The organism is Acinetobacter sp. BIGb0102 (assembly GCF_003815055.1).
Classification (GTDB): Bacteria; Pseudomonadota; Gammaproteobacteria; order Pseudomonadales; family Moraxellaceae; genus Acinetobacter; species Acinetobacter vivianii.
Genome location: NZ_RKQE01000012.1, coordinates 268495 through 291147, shown reverse-complemented (window position 1 = coordinate 291147; position 22653 = coordinate 268495). Strand labels below are relative to the sequence as shown.

The 22653-nt window shown below is 40.7% G+C and carries 21 protein-coding genes; 10 read left to right on the top strand and 11 right to left on the bottom strand.

Translation table 11 applies throughout. From position 1 onward, the window contains the following. Positions 1 to 65: 65 nt before the first annotated feature. A complete protein-coding gene (tolB, locus tag EC846_RS10185) occupies positions 66 to 1349 on the top strand; it encodes a Tol-Pal system beta propeller repeat protein TolB (protein WP_123775101.1) in 1284 nt (427 codons plus the stop codon). 22 nt (positions 1350 to 1371) lie between these two features. Continuing rightward, the gene (gene pal, locus EC846_RS10180; protein WP_004771442.1) at positions 1372 to 1938 is read left to right on the top strand and encodes a peptidoglycan-associated lipoprotein Pal; all 567 of its coding nucleotides are present in this window, start codon (positions 1372 to 1374) and stop codon (positions 1936 to 1938) included. 56 nt (positions 1939 to 1994) lie between these two features. Here pal and EC846_RS10175 read toward each other — a convergent pair whose 3' ends face one another. Next, positions 1995 to 2180: an NF038105 family protein gene (locus tag EC846_RS10175; RefSeq protein ID WP_004771441.1), complete on the bottom strand. Its 186-nt coding sequence runs from the start codon at positions 2178 to 2180 to the stop codon at positions 1995 to 1997. A 177-nt stretch (positions 2181 to 2357) separates the two neighbouring features. On the opposite strand from EC846_RS10175, the gene EC846_RS10170 reads away from it, so the two are divergent. From EC846_RS10170 to EC846_RS10145, 5 genes are all read left to right on the top strand, one after another. Further along, complete coding sequence (locus tag EC846_RS10170) at positions 2358 to 3329, top strand: class 1 fructose-bisphosphatase (RefSeq protein WP_123775100.1); 972 nt, start codon at positions 2358 to 2360, stop codon at positions 3327 to 3329. A 59-nt stretch (positions 3330 to 3388) separates the two neighbouring features. Further along, on the top strand, positions 3389 to 4165 hold the full coding sequence (locus EC846_RS10165; protein ID WP_004771437.1) for a TrmH family RNA methyltransferase: 777 nt from the start codon (positions 3389 to 3391) through the stop codon (positions 4163 to 4165). Between the two features lie 160 nt (positions 4166 to 4325). Then, positions 4326 to 4943 (top strand): RNA polymerase sigma factor, encoded by a 618-nt coding sequence (locus EC846_RS10155; RefSeq protein WP_004771436.1) that lies wholly within the window; start codon positions 4326 to 4328, stop codon positions 4941 to 4943. Continuing rightward, entirely contained in the window at positions 4930 to 5253 is a 324-nt protein-coding gene (locus EC846_RS10150) for a hypothetical protein (RefSeq protein WP_047432350.1), read from the top strand. The genes EC846_RS10155 and EC846_RS10150 overlap by 14 nt, the downstream gene beginning before the upstream one ends. After that, a complete protein-coding gene (locus EC846_RS10145) occupies positions 5243 to 5632 on the top strand; it encodes a DUF3106 domain-containing protein (RefSeq protein ID WP_005256755.1) in 390 nt (129 codons plus the stop codon). The genes EC846_RS10150 and EC846_RS10145 overlap by 11 nt, the downstream gene beginning before the upstream one ends. 57 nt (positions 5633 to 5689) lie before the next feature. On the opposite strand, the gene EC846_RS10140 is transcribed toward EC846_RS10145, so the two are convergent. The 4 genes from EC846_RS10140 to cxpE all read right to left on the bottom strand — a co-directional run bounded on the left by EC846_RS10140 (position 5690) and on the right by cxpE (position 12035). Beyond that, a complete protein-coding gene (locus EC846_RS10140; protein WP_123775099.1) occupies positions 5690 to 8122 on the bottom strand; it encodes a CSLREA domain-containing protein in 2433 nt (810 codons plus the stop codon). A 14-nt stretch (positions 8123 to 8136) separates the two neighbouring features. Beyond that, positions 8137 to 10005: a rhombotarget A gene (gene rbtA, locus EC846_RS10135; RefSeq protein WP_123775098.1), complete on the bottom strand. Its 1869-nt coding sequence runs from the start codon at positions 10003 to 10005 to the stop codon at positions 8137 to 8139. 117 nt (positions 10006 to 10122) lie between these two features. Beyond that, entirely contained in the window at positions 10123 to 10821 is a 699-nt protein-coding gene (locus EC846_RS10130; protein WP_123775097.1) for a DnaA ATPase domain-containing protein, read from the bottom strand. Between the two features lie 20 nt (positions 10822 to 10841). Continuing rightward, positions 10842 to 12035, bottom strand: a complete 1194-nt coding sequence (cxpE, locus tag EC846_RS10125) for a chloramphenicol efflux transporter CxpE (RefSeq protein ID WP_005256750.1) — start codon at positions 12033 to 12035, stop codon at positions 10842 to 10844. Between the two features lie 133 nt (positions 12036 to 12168). On the opposite strand from cxpE, the gene purM reads away from it, so the two are divergent. Then, entirely contained in the window at positions 12169 to 13239 is a 1071-nt protein-coding gene (gene purM / locus EC846_RS10120) for a phosphoribosylformylglycinamidine cyclo-ligase (protein WP_004771425.1), read from the top strand. Then, a complete protein-coding gene (gene purN / locus EC846_RS10115) occupies positions 13236 to 13877 on the top strand; it encodes a phosphoribosylglycinamide formyltransferase (protein ID WP_171410018.1) in 642 nt (213 codons plus the stop codon). Before purM ends, purN begins: the two co-directional genes overlap by 4 nt. Positions 13878 to 13914: 37 nt before the next feature. Here the strand turns inward: purN and EC846_RS10110 are convergent, their stop codons facing one another. After that, a complete protein-coding gene (locus EC846_RS10110) occupies positions 13915 to 14706 on the bottom strand; it encodes an alpha/beta fold hydrolase (RefSeq protein ID WP_123775095.1) in 792 nt (263 codons plus the stop codon). 168 nt (positions 14707 to 14874) lie between these two features. Then, on the bottom strand, positions 14875 to 15897 hold the full coding sequence (gene sppA / locus EC846_RS10105; RefSeq protein WP_123775094.1) for a signal peptide peptidase SppA: 1023 nt from the start codon (positions 15895 to 15897) through the stop codon (positions 14875 to 14877). A 95-nt stretch (positions 15898 to 15992) separates the two neighbouring features. On the opposite strand from sppA, the gene EC846_RS10100 reads away from it, so the two are divergent. Next, positions 15993 to 16976 carry a lysophospholipid acyltransferase family protein gene (locus tag EC846_RS10100; protein WP_322900103.1) on the top strand — a complete coding sequence of 328 codons (984 nt, stop codon included), beginning with the start codon at positions 15993 to 15995 and terminating at the stop codon, positions 16974 to 16976. Between the two features lie 13 nt (positions 16977 to 16989). Here the strand turns inward: EC846_RS10100 and EC846_RS10095 are convergent, their stop codons facing one another. The 4 genes from EC846_RS10095 to EC846_RS10080 form a co-directional block, all read right to left on the bottom strand. Next, complete coding sequence (locus tag EC846_RS10095) at positions 16990 to 19416, bottom strand: DNA internalization-related competence protein ComEC/Rec2 (protein WP_123775092.1); 2427 nt, start codon at positions 19414 to 19416, stop codon at positions 16990 to 16992. Positions 19417 to 19504: 88 nt separating this feature from the next. Continuing rightward, entirely contained in the window at positions 19505 to 20740 is a 1236-nt protein-coding gene (locus EC846_RS10090; protein ID WP_123775091.1) for a lipoprotein-releasing ABC transporter permease subunit, read from the bottom strand. Continuing rightward, on the bottom strand, positions 20733 to 21422 hold the full coding sequence (gene lolD / locus EC846_RS10085) for a lipoprotein-releasing ABC transporter ATP-binding protein LolD (protein ID WP_005256738.1): 690 nt from the start codon (positions 21420 to 21422) through the stop codon (positions 20733 to 20735). Before lolD ends, EC846_RS10090 begins: the two co-directional genes overlap by 8 nt. Beyond that, a complete protein-coding gene (locus tag EC846_RS10080; RefSeq protein WP_069579787.1) occupies positions 21415 to 22650 on the bottom strand; it encodes a lipoprotein-releasing ABC transporter permease subunit in 1236 nt (411 codons plus the stop codon). Before EC846_RS10080 ends, lolD begins: the two co-directional genes overlap by 8 nt. Between the last annotated feature and the right edge of the window lie 3 nt (positions 22651 to 22653).

Sequence of the window (22653 nt, the reverse complement as noted above, 5' to 3'; positions counted from 1 at the left end):
CACAAAGCATGTAACTATGTTAAATAATCAACAGCCACAAAAATACGACGCAAGTAATTGTAACTATGGACAAGACTCGTAAACACCTCCTCTCCTTAGCAGTTTTTGCTGCAATTAGCACAGTTGTTCCAACAGCAACTTTCGCTCAATTACATCTTGAAATTGCAAAAGCACCTGAACAAGCGCCAAAAATCGCAATTATCCCATTTGCAAATGACAATGCGATCTATCCAATTGTGGAAAGCGACTTGAATCGCTCAGGCCGTTTTACCAGTGCATCTCAAAATTTACCAGCAACTGCTAGCCTAAATCAGGTACAGGCAGGTGATTGGCAAAATGCAGGTGTACCTTATGTTGTTGTGGGTCAAATGAAGGCTGTTGATGCCAATACATTTGAAATTCACTACCAATTGTACGATGTACAAAAACAACAATATTTACTCAATGAAGTACTCACTGTGCCTCGCGCGCGCGTACGTCAAGCTGGACATCTGATCAGTGATACGATTTATCAAGCCTTAACGGGTATTGCGGGTGACTTTAGCGGTCGTATTGCCTATGTATTACGTAATCAGGCAACACCCGCTCAACGTTATACTTTACAAATTGCAGATACGGATGGCGAACAGCCTAAAACAGTGCTGTCATCACGTGATCCAATCCTCTCTCCGGCTTGGACACCTGATGCCAAGAAAATTGCCTATGTTTCTTTCGAAACCAAACGACCAGCAATTTACCTACAAGATTTAGCAACAGGACAACGCGAAGTTTTAGCAAGTTTCCGTGGCTTGAATGGCGCACCAAGTTTCTCGCCAGATGGTAAATCAATGTTATTTACCGCTTCTATGCACGGCAATCCTGAAGTTTATCAAATGGATTTAAGTACTCGCCAAGTACAACGCATGACCAATGACTCTGCGATTGATACTGAAGCGCGCTACTCACCAGATGGCAAGTCCTTCATCTTTACATCGGATCGCGGTGGTTCACCACAGATTTATCGCTATAGCTTTGATGACAGTTCAGTCAAACGTCTAACCTTCAAAGGTGCATTTAATGCACGCGGTACATTAAGCGCAGATGGTAAAAAGATTGCCCTTGTCCATCGTCCAAGCGGCAGTAACTATAAAGTTGCCATTCAGGATATCAACACAGGTATTACCAATATTCTCACACCAACCAGTTTAGATGAATCACCAAGTTTCTCGCCAAATGGCCAAATGGTCGTTTACGCAACGCGTGAAGGAAATCGTGGTCTTTTATCAGTCATGTCTACTGACGGTCGTTTCCGCATGAATTTACCAAGCGAACAAGGTGAAGTTCGTGAACCAGCTTGGGCACCAAAATAAATTTAATCGATTGGAGAATCGTATGAACATTAAATATTTAACGCTTCCACTTATTGCTGCAACACTCGTTTTCACAGGTTGTGCAAGCCGTAAACCTGCTGCTGAAATTACTGCGGGCAATACACCAAACGGTTCATCAACTGTAAGCACTGATGGTTTAAGTGAAGATGCAGCTTTAAATGCACAAAACCTTGCGGGCGCATCTTCAAAAGGTGTAACTGCTGCAAATAAAGCATTTTTAGCGAAACGTGTTGTTCACTTCAACTATGACAGCAGTGACTTATCAAACGAAGATTATCAAACATTGCAAGCACATGCTCAGTTCCTTGTTGCCAATGCGAACTCTCGTGTTGCCCTTACAGGCCACACAGATGAACGTGGTACACGTGAATACAACATGGCACTTGGCGAGCGTCGTGCCAAAGCGGTTGAAAGCTTCCTGATCACCAATGGTGTCAACCCGCAACAGCTTGAAGCAGTAAGCTATGGCAAAGAATCTCCTGTCAATGCAGGTCACAACGAAGCTGCATGGAAAGAAAACCGCCGCGTAGAAATTAACTACGAAGCTGTTCCACCATTATTAAAATAATCGTGTGAATGCTTGAAATAAAAATGCTCACTTTAGGTGAGCATTTTTATTTGCGATCAAGACGTAGATTGAGCATCGGTCTTGGTTTGCATCGATTCAATCATATCGTGCTTGTTGAACTCTTTGTATTCTGGCTTCGCCTCATACTCTTTCCAAGCCTCTTGCACCTTCTCTTTAGAAATCGTTTCTAAACTAATAGGTTCGCTTGGCGTAGGCGTTGCGTCAAAATTCTTGGTTGACATCTTTAATCTCCAAACATCCTGTCTAGTATCCGTCCAACATAGCATGTAATGGCTTACTTGTAATCATAAAAGCAACATAAATAAAGTAAGATAATTTTTATTTTTGGGCGTTCTCATCTAGAATAGCCACATTCATTTTTATCAATTTTTGACACGGCTAAATCGGAGCTATTCAATATGTCAAACCTTACTTTGACCCAATACCTAGAACAACAAAATGGGAATTTGACTCCAGAGTTGGCACAAGTCATCGAAACAATTGCAGCAACCTGTCAGACGATTGATCAAGCATTACAAAAAGGTGCTTTAGCGGGTGTTTTAGGCAGCGCTGGCAATGAAAATGTTCAGGGTGAAACACAGAAAAAACTAGATGTCATTTCGAATGATTACCTGATTGATGCATTGAAAGCTCATCCACAAGTGGGTGGCTTGGCTTCAGAAGAATTAGATGACTTCACTCCTGCTCAAGAAAATGGCAAATATTTAGTTTTATTCGATCCATTAGACGGTTCAAGTAATATCGACATCAATATGTGTGTGGGTACGATTTTCTCTATCCTTCCTGCAAAAAATGCAATCACACAAGCTGCTGATTTCATGCAAGCAGGGACGGAACAAGTTGCTGCGGGTTATGTACTTTATGGCCCATCAACTATGCTCGCACTGACTGTTGGCACAGGCGTTGTATTCTTTACTTTTGATCCAACCACACAAAGCTTCTTATTAACTTCTGAAAAAGTTCAAGTTTCAGCAGATACACAAGAATTTGCAATCAACTCATCTAACCAACGTCATTGGGAAAATCCAGTAAAACGCTATATTGATGAGCTACTTGCTGGTAAAACATCAGTGCGTGAAAAAGACTTCAATATGCGCTGGGTTGCATGCATGGTCGGTGACATTCACCGTATCTTATGCCGTGGCGGTATTTTCCTTTATCCTTATGATTTGAAAGATCCTAAAAAAGCAGGTCGTTTACGTTTGATGTATGAAGCAAACCCAATGAGCATGCTGATTGAACAGGCAGGTGGTGCGTCTACAACAGGTCGTGTTCGTATTCTGGATATCCAACCAACAGAATTACACCAACGTGTTCCAGTCATTATTGGTTCTAAGAACGAAGTTGAACGCGTAACTAGCTATCACTAATTAATTTTATAATCAGGGCATTATCAACCATTTATAATGCCCTTTTGGATGTTTATCTTATGGCAGTTATTTTTCTAGAATCAAAAGACAATGCAAAGATCAAACATTTGCGTGGGCTGATCGAGCTGAACAGCGCCCGAAAAAAGCATCAGCAAACGGTTCTGGAAGGTACACATCTTTGTCTGGCTTGGTTACAACAGCAGAAAAAAATCTTTTCTCTATTTACGACCGAACAAGCACTGAATCACCCTGAATTACAACAAGTCATCGAATTACATCAAGGCCATATTTTTGTTATTAGTGAAGTACTTTACAAAGATTTAAGTACTTTAGGCACTACGCTGCCTTGCTTAGCGATTGTTGATCTTCCTAAAAGTTCAGTCACAATTGATTTTAAAGCAGATACACTCATTCTGGAAAATGTTCAGGATCCAGGAAATGTCGGCACACTTCTACGTTCTGCGGCTGCTGCAAATATTAAGCAAGTGATTTGTACACAAGGTTCAGCATCATTGTGGTCACCGCGTGTATTGCGTGCGGGTATGGGTGCACACTTCAGCCTAACTTGTTTTGAGAATTTTCAACTCAGTGATCTACTTCCAAAGTTTGACATTCCTGTCTTTGTGACCAGTTCACACCGTTCAACCAGCTTATACACACAAGATTTGACTCAAGCATGTGTATGGATTTTGGGTAATGAAGGTCAAGGTGCAAGTGACTATGCCCTAGAACACGCTCAAGCAGTGACGATTCCTCAACCGGGTGGCCAAGAATCTTTGAACGTTGCAATTGCCGGCTCAGTCTGCTTCTTTGAAATGGTACGCCAACGTCAGTAAAACGTTATTTTATTTTAAATACGCGTTTTTTACTGGGAAAATCTATTACACTACTAAAAATAATTGCTTAAGTTGTCAACGCACCCACCATTTTCAACGTTATATGATTAATGAATTGAAATAATAATGGTGGGTATCCATGACAGGATTTTCCATCTCTATGGATTTAGCACCTAAACAGGCTCGAACGGAAAACGGTACTGATCGTAGTACGGTTGAACAACGTCTGCGTTTCTTTATGCAAGACGTGACTGGTCGTGCGCTTGTGATGATGGAGAGTGCGACACAGGGACAACAAGGCATTGCAATGGATCTGGTTCAGGAAGCCTTTATTTCATTGCATAAGTCCTATGCAGATAAGAGTACCGATGAATGGTATCCCCTGTTCTATACCATATTGAATAATAAGCTTCAGGACTGGAGAAGAAAGGAAGCCCGTCGGGCAAGTCCATTCTCATTATTTAAGAAAATCAGTTTAGATGATGACGAAGAAATTATTGATGTAGTCGATGAATCAACCCCAAACCCATTTGAGTTCCTTGATCAGGAAGTGACGATGGAGGAAATTCAGGCTGCAATCAATCAATTACCAGTTCGTCAACAACAAGCGTTCATGTTAAGAGCTTGGGAAGGCTTTGATACGATGACGACAGCGCAAATTATGGATTGTAGTGAAGGTAGTGTAAAAACACATTATCACCGTGCAATTCAGGGACTCAGAATTGCTTTAGAGCACTTAAATCCACATACGGGAGGATCATCAGATGAAAAAAGATGAGTTCGCTAAACAAGTGACTTCCAAACTTGATCAACTTGCAAGAGAGCAGCACCACAATAAAATGATGGTGATGAATCATGTTTTAGATACGGTACAAAAGAAGCCTACTTCTTATTACAGTATCTGGAAAATGACAGGTTTTGCTTTTGCAGCTGCCATTATGGGTATTGCTGTATTACCAAGCTCTTTACAGTTAATCGATAAGCCGCAAAATCAGGTTGTGGTTAATCCGAAACTATCTCCTCAGATGGTTGAAGATATGGAAATGTTATTGGTTCTAGGTGAGGATAAAGTTCCACATGGCAGCTAAAAAGTTAGCACTTGTTGTGTGTACGCTCGGCTTATTGCAAACCAGTTTTGCAGGTTCAGAACGTTTCTGGATTTTTTCAAAACAGAATAAGCCAACAACTGAAGAAGCATGGGATGATTTATCCCCAGAGGAACAACGCGTTTTAATTAAACGCTATCAGTCGTTAAAGGAAATTCCGACCACACAAAGCTCACAACTCCAACAAAGAATGGAATGGTTTACTCAATTGCCAGAAGATGAAAAACAGAAAATGCGTGATGTATGGCAAAAAATGAGTACTCAGGAACGTACCACTTTACGTAAACGTATGCAAAATGCGAGTACAGAAGAGCGGGTAAACATCCGAGAAGAATATTTAAGTAAATACGCTGAACATTGATTTTTTAATTTCATGAAAAAAGAGCGCCAAATATGGCGCTCTTTTCTATTTCATGTTTTATTTTTTCATACGGCGATAAGCCAATAGACCGAATAAACCAAATATAGATAGGAAATTCAGACTACCGCCTCCACCTTTACGGGTATCGTCAGAGGTCGTACCTGTACTGATAATTTTCACAGTCGCAGTATTTGAAATTAAACCTTCTGCATCATAAACCTGATAATTAAATGAATAATTAAATGGGTTAAAGATATTTATTTCCTGAACGTAAATATTACCACCATAGCAGGTTTCCTGCTGATCAGGTTCAGGACATGGACCTTTGCGGTCAGCAGTCACGCTAATATTCTCAGATGGAACATTAGTCAGTTTGATTGGTAACTCAATCCCTTCCGCATTTCTCCAGAATTGTGGCTTATTTGGTTTACTTGCAGGCCCTTTTCCACCTTCTCCCATATCACCATAGTCATTGGCGAAGTTCAGCAAATTGATAGCAACCTTTTCTTTCTTTTGATACTTCAATGTAACCGAAGTATCTTTTGCTTCTGGCGCGATATTTAAAAATGCGGCACTAATCAATCCAGAAGAGGTAATTGAAGGATCTGCTCGATATTGAATAGTATATTTACAGAAAATTTTATCGCCTGCTTGTGTAATACCATCATCTTTACGATAGAAAATAATTTGTTCTAAATCATCATTCCATTCACAAACCAATTTTTTAGCTTCTTCTTTATCAATATTCTCAACATTGTCGCTGATTTGCCCTTTTCCTAAAGGCTCAGTTGTAACGATATAATTTTGTTTATTAAAGAATGCCACTTTAGAAGTGCCATCAGCTTGCTGAGTTTCTTGAGGAATCGGCAACTGATAATTTTTTAAATCAATAAAGATCGCTCTATATTTTAAATTAGTCTTTGTCTTCTCATATAAGTTTTTATACTCTTGCGCACGAACCTTATAGTAAGTTAAGAAATCAGGATTATTTGGCTGCTTAACAAGATCATTAAAGAAGTCCAGCTGGTTTTTGTAGTTTGCCACTAATGTTGTCAATGAAATATTCGAGACATCAGTAACATCACCCGCTGTCAACTTCATAAACTCAACAGAACCAATATCGCAGGAATTGCGCGAGTCTGGATCATAATGCAATGTACCATCAGTAATACGTGCGATATTGCGTTGGTCTGTTGCACTACAGCCAGTGACACCCGTATTAAGTAAATCTTTTTCCAACTTGGTATTTACTGGATAATATAGGGGTAAAAAAGCCGTAAATTCCGACTCTGGCTGTAATGTCGTTAAAAGCGTACGGATGTTAACAGCACTAATATCAATATTAGTATGCTTCTCAGGTAAGGCCAGTTTTGGTAAATCGCACTTACTCGCCCCATTTAGAGAAAAAGCATTATAAAGCGGGACGATATCTACTTCTTTCTCTTCGGTGACATCCCCTAACAAATAACGGCAAGAATAGCCTCCATTATTATAAGCAAGCACATTGAAACTTAATATTTTCAGCCCTAACTTATCATATAGAAAAGCAGAGTAAGCATTGTTCTCCACAATGGTATTACTAAGTAAATTGATACTACTCAAGTTACTTAAAATACTAGAGTTGTTTGTAGGCGTACTGCCTATCTGACTATCGCCTGTAAATTTAATCAAGCTACCATTTGATAGGCTTACTGTATTTTGCGCAATCGTATTCGTACTTAATGAAGCTGTAGGCTCTCCACAAAACTCCAGCATACTACTTGAATTCGCTGTACCATTTGCAATAAGACTACTCGTCTTTACTTCAATATTCCGTTTAGAATATACATTATCATTAATACAACTCATGGCAAGTAGGCTACCTAAAGGCGCCTTATTATTTTTTAGTAGAGCACTGACTATATTTAAAGATGATGATGACCCTGCTAAGAAGACTGCTCCTCCACTTATTCCAGCCTCACCATCTAAAATTTGGACATTTTGCAAACTTACATTGCCACCAGCATAAATCGCTCCACCACGGTCTGAGGTTTTACCATTTTTCAAAATGATATCATTGAGGGTTAATGAACTATTATTACCAGTCGTATTAAAAATACGGCCTTTTCCTCTGGCATCAATCGTTGTTTTCAACACCGTTTGTGCAGGGTAGTCATTGGTAATAACGCTTCTTTTTTCCCAATCAACGGGACTTTTGCCCAAAATCACAATATCAATCTTTGGTGCCAATTCTCGATCCAGTACATAAGTACCCGCTTCTAATTGAATCGACTTAGTTGTAGCAGGCGAAGTATCCGTGACTTGACACCCACCATAAGGCTTTCTATCTGCTGCCGTTTTTAATGCCTCTCGCAATGAACAAGCATAGTTATTTTCGCCATCTTCATCTACAAAAGTTGTAACTTGGATTGGGGCACCACTTGTCGCTGCAAAAAGCGGCATCGTCGCAAGCACCAAGGTGGCTAGCAAAGTTTTTTTATAATTTTTCATCTCATCATCCCTGATTATGATTTAAAGCGACGTAATCCAAGTAATCCGAATAATGCAAAGATTGCACCTATCCCAAAACTACCACCACCCACATTAACAGTTTTACTTTGAAAATTATTAGGTGGAGCTTGCACAATTGTGGTTGGGATCGTGATGTAATAATTTGAGACATCATTAAAACGTGTTGTTGTCGTCATCACTCGCATATTAAATTCATCAGACCCATGCCAATTTCCATTTGGTACATAAGTAATATTCCCCTGCTGATCAATCGTCAACTTGCCTTTTGAAGGGGTTTGTCTTTGTTGAATATCTAAACAACCTGATTGCCAAGGCTGACCATCCGAGCGCTTGCCTAGAACTTTCTCACATGATGTTGGATCAAGTAATTCACCATCTAATAAGCTATCTGCAATACTAAACTTGGCAATTTGCCCATATAAAATATCTTCGCCCGCAATAGGAACTTCAGCACGGTTAATAACTAACTCAATTGCCCCAAGATCACATAACTCATCATAGCCACTTCGTGGTTTGCCACGCTGATCTGAACCTTCACAACTTTTTGCAAAACCAGCTGTTGTTCCATCACTATAAATTCTTCCTTTATTCACAATCAAAGAGTCTGAAAGTTTAGTGTATGACATCAATAAGCGTGGCTTAAAGTAACCTAACATTTGGTCTTTAGGCGTGTAATACGGGCATAAAAGACCATCTGCAGGTGGTGCAGCACACTCACCCTCATCGTTGGTTCCACCCGCAATGAGCTTATTATTCCCAATGAAGAAGTTTGGGCTGCCAACTGGTGCGTTACGATCACATTCTGCTGTCGTCAAATTACTTTGTATAACTCCTTCATCATCGGCAGAACTGGCACAATTATTTGCTTCATTTGCGACAATAATACTATTGGAAATATAAGCACTTGGTTCTGGATCCGGAGCTTTCTCACCCTCTTTTGTAGCAGCAATCACCCTCTTTGGTGCCTGTAAAAATAATCCCGCAGCATTTTTAATAATTGTTACGTTGTTTAGTAGCATTCCTTCACGTATATTCGCTACATAGCCACCTTTATTATGGAAAATTGTACTATTGCGTAAACCTGAGACACGAGAAGCTAACACGCCTGCTGTCGTTTTATCTGTAAAGGCTGTGTGTGAATAGAGTAAAGCACCTCTTTCGCCTTGAGTACCTTCATTATCACGAATCACAGATTGTGTAATTAAATATAATGGCATCTCGCTATAAATAACCGCGCCTTCATCTGCTTTATTTCCTTGTATTAAGCTATTACTGATCGTTAATAAACTTGCAGTTGTTTGCTCATTCGTCACCGTACCCGCATTATAGATTGCACCACCTCGAACCGCATTTCCTCCCGTTAAACGAGAATACTGGATACTAAGCGCCTCTCTATTGAGGATTAAACCACCATCGGTAACTTTATAAGCAGAACCTTTTAAATTTAATTCAACAAAAATAACTGGAAGCAAGGTTTCTTCAACACTTTCATCGTTAATGACAAATAAACGATCATTCCCCGCCATTTTAATGGTCGCGTTATGCATGCCTTTTTGATTATCGTTAAAACTGCCACTTGCCGCAGTCATGATAGCCATGCCCGCTTTAATATGAATTGCTGAATTTAATGTGTATTCTTTATCTCTTTGCAGGATGATCGTATTACTAGAGGTTTTATCACCACAGCCCTGATAGCCATTTTCATATTCTTTTTGACTTCTTTTATTTAAAAACTCTACAGCATTTCTTAACGAGCAACCGGTATAATTCGTTTCATCAAGCAACGTCGTGACTTGGATATCCGCAGAATAAGCGTGCCCCGTCATTATCAATAATGCGCAGGCAAGCGTCCGTTTGAGCATACCGATCTCCTTTCATATTTTTTCATTTTTTTTTAGTTTTACAAACTAGGTGTTTGCAACCACATTCCTTTGTGCGTACTTTGTCATAGCTCTCAAAATTACTCAAGAAATTTTATACTATTGGCGATATTCATCAATCAAAGCGTAAATTTGCTTAAGTGTAGTATTTGAAAGCTTGGTTTTTTCGCCTTTTAGCATTTTTTCAAGTTGGGCTAATGTTTGTAATAATATTGAGGCCTGATGTGGGCCGTTACTTAATAAATAATCGACAATTTGCTGATCAAAATGAATTCCGCGACGAGTCATGACCGATTGAAGTAAGGCTTGACGATCTATATAAGAACTACCATTCGGGACTTTAACACTAACAGCTTGCGTCAACCTTGACTGAAGGTCAGGAAGTTCCAGTTTTAATTCAATAGGTGCAACCCGAGATGAAAAGACCAGTTGGCCTTCATGGTTATTCATCAGATGAAAAACGGCTTTTTGCCAATGTGGTACGCCACTGATTGCATCAATATCGTCTAAAGCAACTAAGTCATAAAATTCTAAAGAAGTAATTGCTTCAATAGGCGCATCTAATAATTCGAGTAATGAAACTTTAATCGCAGGGCGACTCAACTCCAGATAAGAATCACAAATTGCAGAGAGCAAATGACTTTTGCCAGTTCCCGCCCCACCATAGACATAAAAACGACTGACTAAACCCGCATGTAATTGTCTGACTGCATCAACCACAGGTCCCCAACCCGGCCCCGAAAAATCACTGATTCGGGCATCGAGTTGTGGTTCTATATCCAGTTGTAGTTGACGCATATATTTAATATGTTCCTCAATTACTTTAAATCATTTGGGTTTGAAGTCTCTGTATCTTGAGAGTTTTTAATTTGAATATCAAGCTCTACTTGATCTGATTCAACATTTATATGCTGAGTTTCACCTTGTACCACGATAACTTCGGTGGTGGAGCCATAGAAGCGGCTTCGTTCATAATTATCACGTGCATGTTTAAGCAACACCACAATCACGGCGGCAACTGGCAAAGCAATCAACATTCCAAGGAATCCGCCGAGTTGTGCGCCTGCCAATACCGCAAAAACAACCGCCACTGGTGATAAACCAATTTTATCACCCAACAAGAATGGTTGCAGAATATATCCCTCTACCATTTGTCCGATCATGAAGACCACGCCAACCAGAAGTAACTGAGTCCAGTCCAGTCCGAATTGGAAAAGCGTTGCAATTACAGCAGCAATAATGCCGACACCAAAACCTAAATAAGGAATAATGCTGGCTAGACCAGCAATCATACCAATGATCAAACCAATTTCCAGACCAATCAGTTGCAATCCAACTGCATAGACAATCCCTAATAAAAGCATCACAAGGAATTGGCCTTTCACAAAAGCGCCCAATACACTGTGGCATTCACGCACGATGTTTAAAGTTGATGCTTCATAAGGACGTGGGATTAGGCGTCTTAAACTCTGCAACATTCTTTCCCAATCCAGTAAGAAATAGAAAGAAATGATTGGAATCAACACGACAACACCACCAATCTGGATAAAGTTCAGACCAGATTGCGCAACTCTTAATGCCATTGCCTGAATACTATCGGCACTATAGTTAGTTTGAATATAATCCATTAATGCTTTAGAAATCTGTTCAGTATCTATTTCCATTGGTACAACATTAAATGTATGCGATACCCACGGCAAGAAAGTGGCATTCACCCAATGAATACCCGCAGGGATACTATCCCGTGCATACATGAGCTGTTTCCAGATCAACGGTACCAGGAACCACAACACCATGGTCAAGGTCACCCCAATACCAATAAACACGATACTGATGGCTAACCAACGCGGTAATTTAATTTTGACAAGAACATCCACGAGTGGACTAAACAAGTAGGCAATGAAAAAAGCGCCTACGAACGGAATGACAATGGGCTTTAGCAGATAGAGCACCCAAAGCAATAATGCGAGCCCAGCGAGGATAAAGATACGACGTAGTACCTGATCTTGCATAAAATCTAGCCTTTTTTTGTATATTCGTTATAAATGGAAAAAAATTTAATTAAAGATAGCATTTTCGAGCATAAATAACATAAGAGTTTCGTATATTCAGGTTATAATCTGCCGCCACTGCGGAGACTTCACTATGAGCAACTCAACTTCTACCTCAAACACTGGTTTAAGCTATAAAGATGCGGGCGTCGACATTGAAGCGGGCGACGCATTAGTCGATCGTATCAAATCTGTCGCTAAACGCACCACTCGTCCTGAAGTAATGGGCGGTCTTGGTGGCTTTGGTGCACTATGCAAAATTCCAAAAGGTTATGAAGAACCTGTATTGGTTTCAGGAACAGACGGCGTAGGTACAAAATTACGTCTGGCACTTAACCTCAACCGTCATGACACAATTGGTCAAGACCTTGTGGCAATGTGTGTAAACGATTTGCTCGTTTGTGGCGCTGAACCCCTATTCTTCCTCGACTACTATGCAACAGGTCATTTAAATGTTGATGTTGCAGCAAATGTAGTCACAGGTATTGGTACAGGTTGTGAACTTGCTGGTTGTGCATTGGTCGGTGGTGAAACTGCTGAAATGCCAGGCATGTACGAAGGCGAAGACTATGATCTCGCTGGTTTTGCTGTAGGTGTAGTTGAACACAGTAAAATTATTGATGGAACAAAAGTGAAGTCTGGTGATGTACTCATCGGTGTAGCATCAAGTGGTGCGCACTCAAATGGTTACTCATTACTACGCAAAATCTTAGATGTTAAAAATGTAGACTTAACTCAAATCGTTGATGGTCGCCCACTTGCAGATGTTGCGATGGAACCGACACGTATTTATGTTAAACCTGTACTCGAACTTTGCAAACAAGTTGATGTGCATGCTATGGCTCACATCACGGGTGGCGGTTTACCAGGTAACTTACCACGCGTTCTTCCAAATGGCGCTCAAGCGGTGATTGATGAATCAAGCTGGGAATGGTCTGAGTTATTCCAGTTGTTACAACGTGAAGGTAACGTAGAACGCTTTGAAATGTATCGTACATTTAACTGCGGCGTGGGTATGGTGATTGCAGTTGATGCGAGCGAAGCTGACAAAGCAATTGACGTATTAAATGCTCAAGGTGAAAAAGCTTGGAAAATTGGTCACATTCAAGAAAATGCTGAATCAGTTGAAGGCGCAGACGAAAAAATTCGCGTGATCTTTGCATAATGAGAATTGCTGTCCTTGTCTCAGGCAACGGTAGCAACTTACAAGCCCTGATAGATGCCCATAACGGTAAACAACTATCAGGGCAAATCATTGGTGTACTCTCAAACAAAGCTGATGCTTATGCATTACAACGTGCGAAAGACGCCAATATTGCGACCGCTGTTATTTCACATAAAGATTACCCAAATCGCGAAAGCTTCGATGAAGCAATGCACCAGCAGCTATTAGCGTGGCAGGTGGATCTGGTTATTCTTGCAGGTTTTATGCGGATTTTAACACCAGGCTTTGTGCTGCAATGGCAAGGCAAAATGTTAAATATCCATCCTTCTCTCCTACCTTTTTATAAAGGCGTTAATACACATCAACGTGTATTAAATACAGGAGACCGTTTGCATGGTTGTACCGTTCACTTTGTTACGGCTGAACTGGATGCTGGACAAAGTATTGCTCAATCTGTCATTCAAGTCGGTTTGCACGATACGGTAGAAAGTCTGGCGCAACGTGTACATGAACTTGAACATTTCATTTACCCTCAAGTTGCACAATGGTTTTGTACAGGCCAACTCAACTGGAAAAATGGTCAAGCCTATTTCAACCAGCAGCCTTTACAACGGCCCATTCAGTTTGCTCAATTCTAAAAAATAAAACGCATCCGAGGATGCGTTTTTTATTGCTTTAAATCACCAGACTTTTAATTTTATCGACTGTTTCCAGTGGATGTTCTAATGGGAACATATGCCCGCCCTCTACAATAGAAAATGGAATCCCTAACTTCTTTTGCGCGACTTGCGGAAATTTCTCTTTTAAGAACACACTGTCTTGCCCCACAACCAAATGCACAGGAACAGGTGGCTTTGGCATTGGTAACCACCACATCGATGGCGTTGTTCTAAATAACTTCACTTCATCCTTTTTAGGAATGGTTAAAGTCACGCCGCCCCGTTGTGGATCAGCTGTTAATGCATAATCAATGTAGGCTTGAAAACAATCTGCATCGAAATGTTGATAGAAACCACGCGAACCGAGCAACTCAGCCGCTTGCTTACGTGACTCCCAATGATCACGACGGCGTGCAGATAAGCCCGCAGGTGTAATTTTATCCACCAGTTTAGGCTTGAAAAGTTTGGCTAAATGGAAAACAAAAGATGCTTTACCAATGATTAGTGGCGGATCAAGCATAATGACTTGGGAAAATAACTCTGGACGGCGATAGGCTGCCATTAAAGTCAACACAGAACCCAATGAATGTCCTAAACCAATTACCTGACGTCCTTGCGCTTGCTGAACAATATTATCAATCACCTGATCGACCAGATGCGTCCAGCCATGCGTAATCGGATAACGTTTGTCATTGCCAATTTCAGCGACATAAATGATGTCATATTGATCTTTCAACTGATCAAATAGCTTTTGATAAACTTTAGAGGGGACACCATTGGCATGGGCAAAATGAATCAAAGGTTTCATAAGTAGATCTTTATTTGTTTTCACTGATAGATCAATTATCCTGCTCTACACATGTATTGCAAATCAAAACAAGAACTGCCCAGTTACTTTTACAATAAAAAAGGCTGTGGAAACCACAGCCTAAAGAAGGCCAAAGCAGAGCTCTGACCGAAGCATAAGCCTGATATGCTATTGGATTTTAGCGTTCTGCTGAGTCTCAAGCTGTGACGCAAGCGAACTGCTGATCCCTTCACCAATCTTTGCACCCATACGGCCCAAGATTGACTCTAAAGGATTACGTTGAACGGTATAATCCACTTTTTGATCAACTTTAAGATCACGCATCAATGTGGTAATGCTACCACTACGATCTGCAATACCTAAAGCAATCGCCTGTTCACCTGTCCAGAATAAACCAGAGAAAACTGCTGGATCATTAGACTTCAAACGCTTGCCGCGACCTTCTTTTACCGCATTAATAAAGTGAGTATGTACATTATCCAATACAGATTGCACATGTTGCTTTTGTGCAGGATCTAGTGGCTTGGTCATACTCAAGATATCTTTATTGCTACCCGCAGTTAAAGTACGATCTTCAATACCTAATTTTTGTGCCAAGCCGCTTAAACCATAGTTTGGCATAATCACACCAATTGAACCCACTAAACTTGATGGATTCACAATGATTTCATCAGCAGCAGATGCAATGTAATATGCACCTGAAGCACCCATATCACCAATCACAGCATAGACTTTCTTATCTGGATGCTGTTTTTTCTGATAGCGAATTTCTTGCCAGATTTCATCAGACTGTACTGGCGAACCACCAGGAGAGTTAATATTTAAAACAATTGCTTTACTGCCACTTGCATTAAATGCTCGTTTTAAGGCTTTGTTGGTATCTTCACTGTTTACGGTCGATTGACCCGCTGAAGAATCGATTGTACCAACAATATCAATCACAGCCAGATGATCACTGCTAATACTTGTGGTCGATTTCTCAGTTGAAGTTGAGCAGCCTTTTGTAATTGCAATCAAGACAATTAATAAATAAGCGAAGCCTAAACATTTAAAAAAGATACTCCAACGGCGACTACGACGTTGTTCTTCTACAGACGCAAGAACAGCTTTTTCTAAAATCTGCCATTCTTTACCCGTAACATTCTCACTATTTGTTGATTCATTTTTTGGTTTTGGTGGCCAATCGGACATAAGATTCCAATCCAATATGTTTTAAAGTGACTTTATTATATACATTGATTTCAACAAAACTGTTTAAATAACTTGTTTTAACTTATAATTATTTTTTGCATTATACTTTCCTTTGTAATTTTTCTCATACCAAATCCATGCCCCATTCCAGAACGATTAGCTCAAATTACCGTCTCATTAAGCTCCTAAGTCGCCAGCCGATTCAATTAGGGCGCTTCTTGGCACGCATGGTTGCTGGACTGGTCAATACCTTTCAGTTGTCTAAGCTTTCAAAAATTATCAGTCTAAATATCCAGATTGCGTTTCCAGATATGGATCATCAGCAAAGACAACAGTTGACCAAACAGGCGATTCGGAATGAGCTTACCTCTTATTTTGAGTTTTTAAGTATCTGGGGCGCATCCAATCAAAAGAACATTCAACGAATTCAAAAAGTTCATGGTGAACATTATCTACATGAAGCGCTGGCAGAAAAAAAAGGCGTTGTGCTGGTCGTTCCCCATTTTGGAACATGGGAAGTGATGAACTCATGGTTATCGCAATATACCCAAATGACCATTTTATATAAGCCCGTTAAAAATCCCGATGCGGATCAGTTTGTCCGCGATGCACGTAGCCGTGAACAGGCACATCTTGTCCCGACCGATGAAAGTGGCGTGCGACAAATTTTTAAAGCCTTAAAACAAGGCGGCACGACAGCCATTTTGCCTGATCACACGCCTGATCATGGCGGTGACATGGTGGATTATTTTGGTATTCCCTTAGCTTCCAGCAGTTTAAGCGCCAAGCTGATTCAGAAAACCAAAGCCAAGGCCCTACTTATTTATACCATGCGTAATGATCAAGATGGCTTCGATATGTATATTGAACCGATCAATCCCCAAATTTATGAAGGGACTGCCGAAAATGGCACGCTCATTCTTCATCAAACCTTAGAGCAACTAATTCAACGTTATCCAGAACATTATCATTGGAGCTATAAACGCTTTCGCGCCAATCCTGCGCTCAAGAAAATTTATGATATTGATGAAGCTGAAGCACTGGCTCAAGTAGCCAAAGTCCGTCAGCAGGCTGAATAAACGATTACTTAGGCTATTCTCGTTGTAACCATTTTCTTTGCTGCCGCTGGAGCTTGAGTTCCACCGCTCCATTTTCAAATAAGAAACTTAAGGTCCCTGTCTCAGCGGTATTCAGTAAAGGGATATCCAAAGTCTGTAGGCGGCTCTGTACTTCCCGACTCGGATGACCATAACGATTATTTAGCCCCGTAGAAGCAATTGCCAGCTTTGGTTTTAAAACATTCAAAAAGTCATAAGCAGAACTATGTTTACTGCCATGATGTCCCAAAACTAAAACATCTACTTTTAAATCAGGATACTGCTGTAGCAGTTTAAATTCTGTTTCCCAGCCAGCATCCCCCATGATTAGAAAGTTTTGATAAGGCTGAGCATTCAGGAACTGTATATACACCACACAAGATTGCTCATTTTTTTGCTGTTTAGCCAAAACCAAGTCCTCGGTTCGCGGTGATAAAATCTCGACCCGAATATTTGGGTAATCCCAACGCTGTCCTTGATGACAAAGTGAGAAATTATCTTGGAATGGGAGAGTTTCTCCGCGTTCATTAGATTGTACTCGGCCTATGGCAAAAGCATTTTGAATCGAAGCAAATGCACCACTATGATCTTGATCAAGATGAGACAAAATAACGTGATCGAGTGTTCGGATGCCCTGCTGCCTTAGATACGGGATAATCACTCGCTCGCCTAAACTAAATTGAGTCTCGTCATAAGAGCCACCTGTATCAATCATGATGCTTTGCTGAGGATGTTGCAAAAAGATGGCTTGGCCTTGCCCCACGTCCAGAATATTCAAAGAGATCGATTGAGTTTTTACACCGAATACGATGGGCAAAAAACAGATCCCAACCCAAAGCTTGGGAATACTCCCTCTCGGCATAAACACAATGACCAATCCCAGAATGAAGCTCATCATCATGGCAGGCGTATAACTGACGCCATATAGCTCTGGAGATAGCTGTTGTAGTCCGTCTAATACCCACATCAGCAATGTCAGTATTTGATCATTGAGTCGAAATAAGAATAAACCTAATGCAGGTACGACTAGCCATAGACAAACCGCGATAATGTCTAAAGGAACAACGACTCCACTCAGCAAGGGAATTGCCACCAAGTTACTCAACGGCGCGACCCAAGAAATTTGCTGGAAGAAAATCACGACCAATGGCAGCAAGGCAATAAAGATTTTCCATTGAGAATCAACCAAGATCTTAATCGCCAGAATCCCTTTTTGTAGGGTGGTTTTCAGTTGATCTTGTGGAGTTTGTTCTATCGTTTGATAGATTCTCAACAGAATAAAACATGCCCCATAAGACAACCAGAATGCGGCCGATAAAATACTAAAAGGATCGTACAGCAGTAATAAGCTGGCACTGTAAACCAATAATGCTAAAGGCTGTATCGGCAGACGGAAGATCAGAAAAAGACTGGCAATCATCACCGTTAATAAAGTTCTAAGAGCTGGAATCTCAAAACCAACAAATGCCACATACAGTACAACACTGGCGGCAAAAGGAAAAAGCAACAAAATCTGTTTTGGTTTCCATACATATAACTTTGGGCAATGACGTTGAATAACTCGCTTGAGTAACCAAGTCAGCATTAAGGCAAAAATCAATACATGCGGCCCTGAAATTGCCAATAGATGTGAAATCCCTAGTAACTGGAATTGCTGTTTCAGCGCATTCGACAATAAGCTTTCATCGCCCGTCAGCAAGGCTAACAGTAAACCTTGGTGCTGAAGTGAAGTCGTTTGCAACATGTGACGGAAAGCCAGCCGCATACTTTCAACCTTTAACAGCCACATGGCTTTCAGGTTTTTTTGTTGCTTGAGATGCTGCTGATACCCCAAACGATAAATGTCATCGTCACTTAAAGGCTGAATCTGCCTGACCGAAAATGCAGACAAAATATCCTGCTGTAAAAACCATTTTTCCTGATCAAATGCCCCAGCAACGGCATAACTATGCGCAGGCCGAATATTTCCCTCAATACGATAATAACGACCAAGCTCTAAGTCAGGATGCTGATTCGTCTGTTGTTTGGCTTTATTCAGATAGAGTAGCCAATTGACGGGTTGGGGATGACGATTCAGTACTTCTGCAATCTGTTTTTGTCCATCGTCTGTTAATTCATCTATTTTTTTAATATAGACAATGGCTTCAAATGGCTGAGCTTGAGTCTCACGTAAAGTTAAACGTTGTTGTAAGGCCAAATCAGCATAATGAAAGCCTGTACAGAACAATGCCCAGGTAGAGCTCATTAAAAGCAGCGTTTTATACACAGGCCGATGAAAACAGTGCTGTTTTTTATATAGCCCTACTCCCCATATCACACTCGCCAAAGCCAGCCATATCCACCAAGTTTGACCGATAAAAGTGAAATGCTGCCCCATTAAAGCAATACCGGCAATCCAGCCGAACAAAATAATCTTCAACATTTCTTAAAATTAGATTTAGTTTTTCTAAAGACAAAATTAAAGCCCGTTTTCAGGGCTTTAACAAGAGGTCTAATTCAATATTTATAGATTATTCATAACGTAAGGCTTCCGCAGGTTGAACTTTTGCTGCGCGTAAAGCGGGATAAATAGTCGCAAGTAAACTTAAGAGTAATGAGACGCTTACAACAAGTAGAACATCTTGCCAGCGTAAATATGAAGGCAGATAATGTACAAAATATGCATCTAATAAATTTAAGCCAAAGGTCGTATTCACCCACGATACAATATTACCAATGCTTAACGATAAAATAACGCCTAAAACGGTCCCTAACCCAGTTCCAATCATCCCAATAATTGTACCCTGCACCATAAAGATTTGAGTAATCAATAAGGGCGACGCACCTAAAGTACGTAAGATTGCGATATCTGATTTTTTATCAGTCACCAACATCATGAGGGATGAAATGATATTAAAGGTTGCAACGATAATAATTAGTAGAAGTAATAACCCCACCATATTTTTTGCCATTTGAATGGCACTAAATAAATTACCTTGCGTATAGGTCCAATTCGAAGCATAAAAATTACTTGGCAATTTTTTGATAATGCTCTCAGAAATCTCTGGCGCAGCAAAAATGTCATCCAGCTTTAAGCGAATGCCTTGAGCACCATCAGGTAAGCGCAATAGCGTTGATGCATCATTTAATGCAACATAACCCACCATCGAATCAACCTGAGTCCCGATTTTAAATATCCCAACCACTTCGAAACGTTTAAATCGAGGCACAACACCTGCTGAGGAGTTGGTCGCTTCAGGCAAAACAAGGGTTACAGGATCATTGAGCTTTAATCCTAAACTGTCTGCTAAATCTTGCCCTAAGACAATTCCATATTTTCCTTTCTTCAGCGCATCCAGACTGCCTGCCTTCATATAATTATGAACAATCGAGACCTGTTTTTCGTACTCGGGCTCAATTCCTGAGATCATGATCCCTGTCACTTCGCCATGCGCAGTTAACATCCCCTGTAACTGGGTATACGGCGCAACAGCAACAACATGGGGCTGTTTAGCAATATCTTTAGCCAAGTCTTCCCAGTTGGTCATAATTTGAGTGGATGCAATGGTCGCTTGGGGCACGATTCCCAAAATACGGTTTTTCAATTCTCGGTCAAAACCATTAATTACGGACAATACCGTAATCAGCACAGCAACACCCAAAGTTAAACCAATCATGGTCATCAAGGAAATGAATGACACCAGACGGCTTTTTTTTCTAGCCTGTGTATATTTCAGTCCAATATAAAATGAAATGGGTTTAAACATGCTCACCCACCCATATACCATCTTGCATATGCAAAATTGAATCCGCCGACTGTGCCAATTGCTCATCATGGGTCACGATCAGCATCGCCATGTTAAGCTCTTTTTTCAGATCCGTGAGTAATTCAAAAATACTCAGCGCTGTTTTACGGTCAAGGTTTCCGGTTGGCTCATCTGCCAACACCACCGCAGGTTTGGTCACTAAAGCACGCGCCAAAGCCACACGTTGGCGTTCACCACCAGATAACTCACCCGGTTTATGATCCATACGATGAGATAAACCCACACGGTCCAGCAGATATTCTGCCTGCTTTTTCACATCCTTAAAGTTGCTTTCTTTGCGCAACATTAACGGCATCGCAACATTTTCCAAGGCGGTAAATTCTGGCAATAAATGATGAAACTGATAAACGAAACCCAGATACTGATTACGTTTATAACCACGCTCCGCCTCACCTAAATTATCAAAGCGCTGGCCTTGCAAGAAGACTTCTCCTTGCGAAGGTTGCTCCAAGCCACCTAACACATGCAACAAGGTACTTTTACCTGAACCACTTGAACCGACAATAGAAACGAACTCGCCCGCATTGACTTGCAGCGACAAGCCTTTGATTACTTCAACTTTACTTTTGCCATCATCGAAATGCTTAAAGATATTTTTTGATTCTAGAACGATCTTACTCATAACGTAATGCCTCGGCTGGTTGCGTTTTCGCTGCACGGATAGCAGGGTAAATTGTTGCTAAAAAACTGATAGATAAAGATGCTGTCACAACAATCAGTACATCTTGCCAGCGTAAATAAGAAGGTAAATAGCCAATCACATAGCCACTAAATAAATTCAGCCCAAAGGTATGATTTAACCAGCCCACCAAATCACTGATGGTTAATGCAAAAGCACTGCCTAAAATAACCCCTGCCACTGTACCTACGACCCCAATAATGGTGCCTTGCACAATAAAAACAGAGGTAATAAATTTTGGAGAGGCGCCTAAAGTACGCAGAATCGCAATATCTGCCTTTTTATCGGTCACTACCATCACCAATGACGAAACGATATTAAACGCAGCCACCACAATAATCAGAAACAGCAGTAAACCGACCAGATTCTTTTCCATTCTCACCGCACCAAATAAACTTCCGTGCGTTTCCTTCCAGCTTGTCGCATAAAAATTATCAGGCAATTGTTTAACAATCTGATCAACGATACTCGGCGCAGTAAAAATATCATCTACTTTAAGACGTACACCTTGCGCACCATCGGGTAAACGCAACAAGGTCGAAGCATCATTCAAGGCAATATAACCCACTGTTGAATCCACTTCCGCACCTACACTAAAAATTCCGACGATTTTAAAGCGTTTAAAACGTGGTACCACACCTGCAGGTGAGGGTGTCGCTTCGGGCAGTACCAAGGTAACATTATCATTTAGACTCAGACCTAATGCATCAGTCATGTCCTTACCGAGGACAATCCCAAACTCCCCTTTTTTTAATGCATTTAAATCACCTGCAACCATATGGTTCTGGATAATCGAAACCTTCTTTTCATATTTTGGTTCAATTCCCGTCACCATAATGCCTGCGACTTGACCTTGCCCCGTCAACATCCCTTGCAATTGAGTAAAAGGTGCAGCACCAGTGACATGCGGGTGATCCTCAACTTTTTTTACAAGCTCAGGCCAATCTGTTAGAATTTGAGTAGAAGAAACAGTGGCTTGTGGAACCATTCCAAGGACACGATTTTTTAATTCACGATCGAAACCATTCATGACAGATAACACTGTAATGAGGACGGCAACACCAAGCGTCAAGCCGATCATGGAAACTAAAGCGACAAAAGAAATAAAATGATTACTCCGCTGAGCACGAGTGTATCTCAACCCTATATACAGCGAAATTGGCTTAAACATACC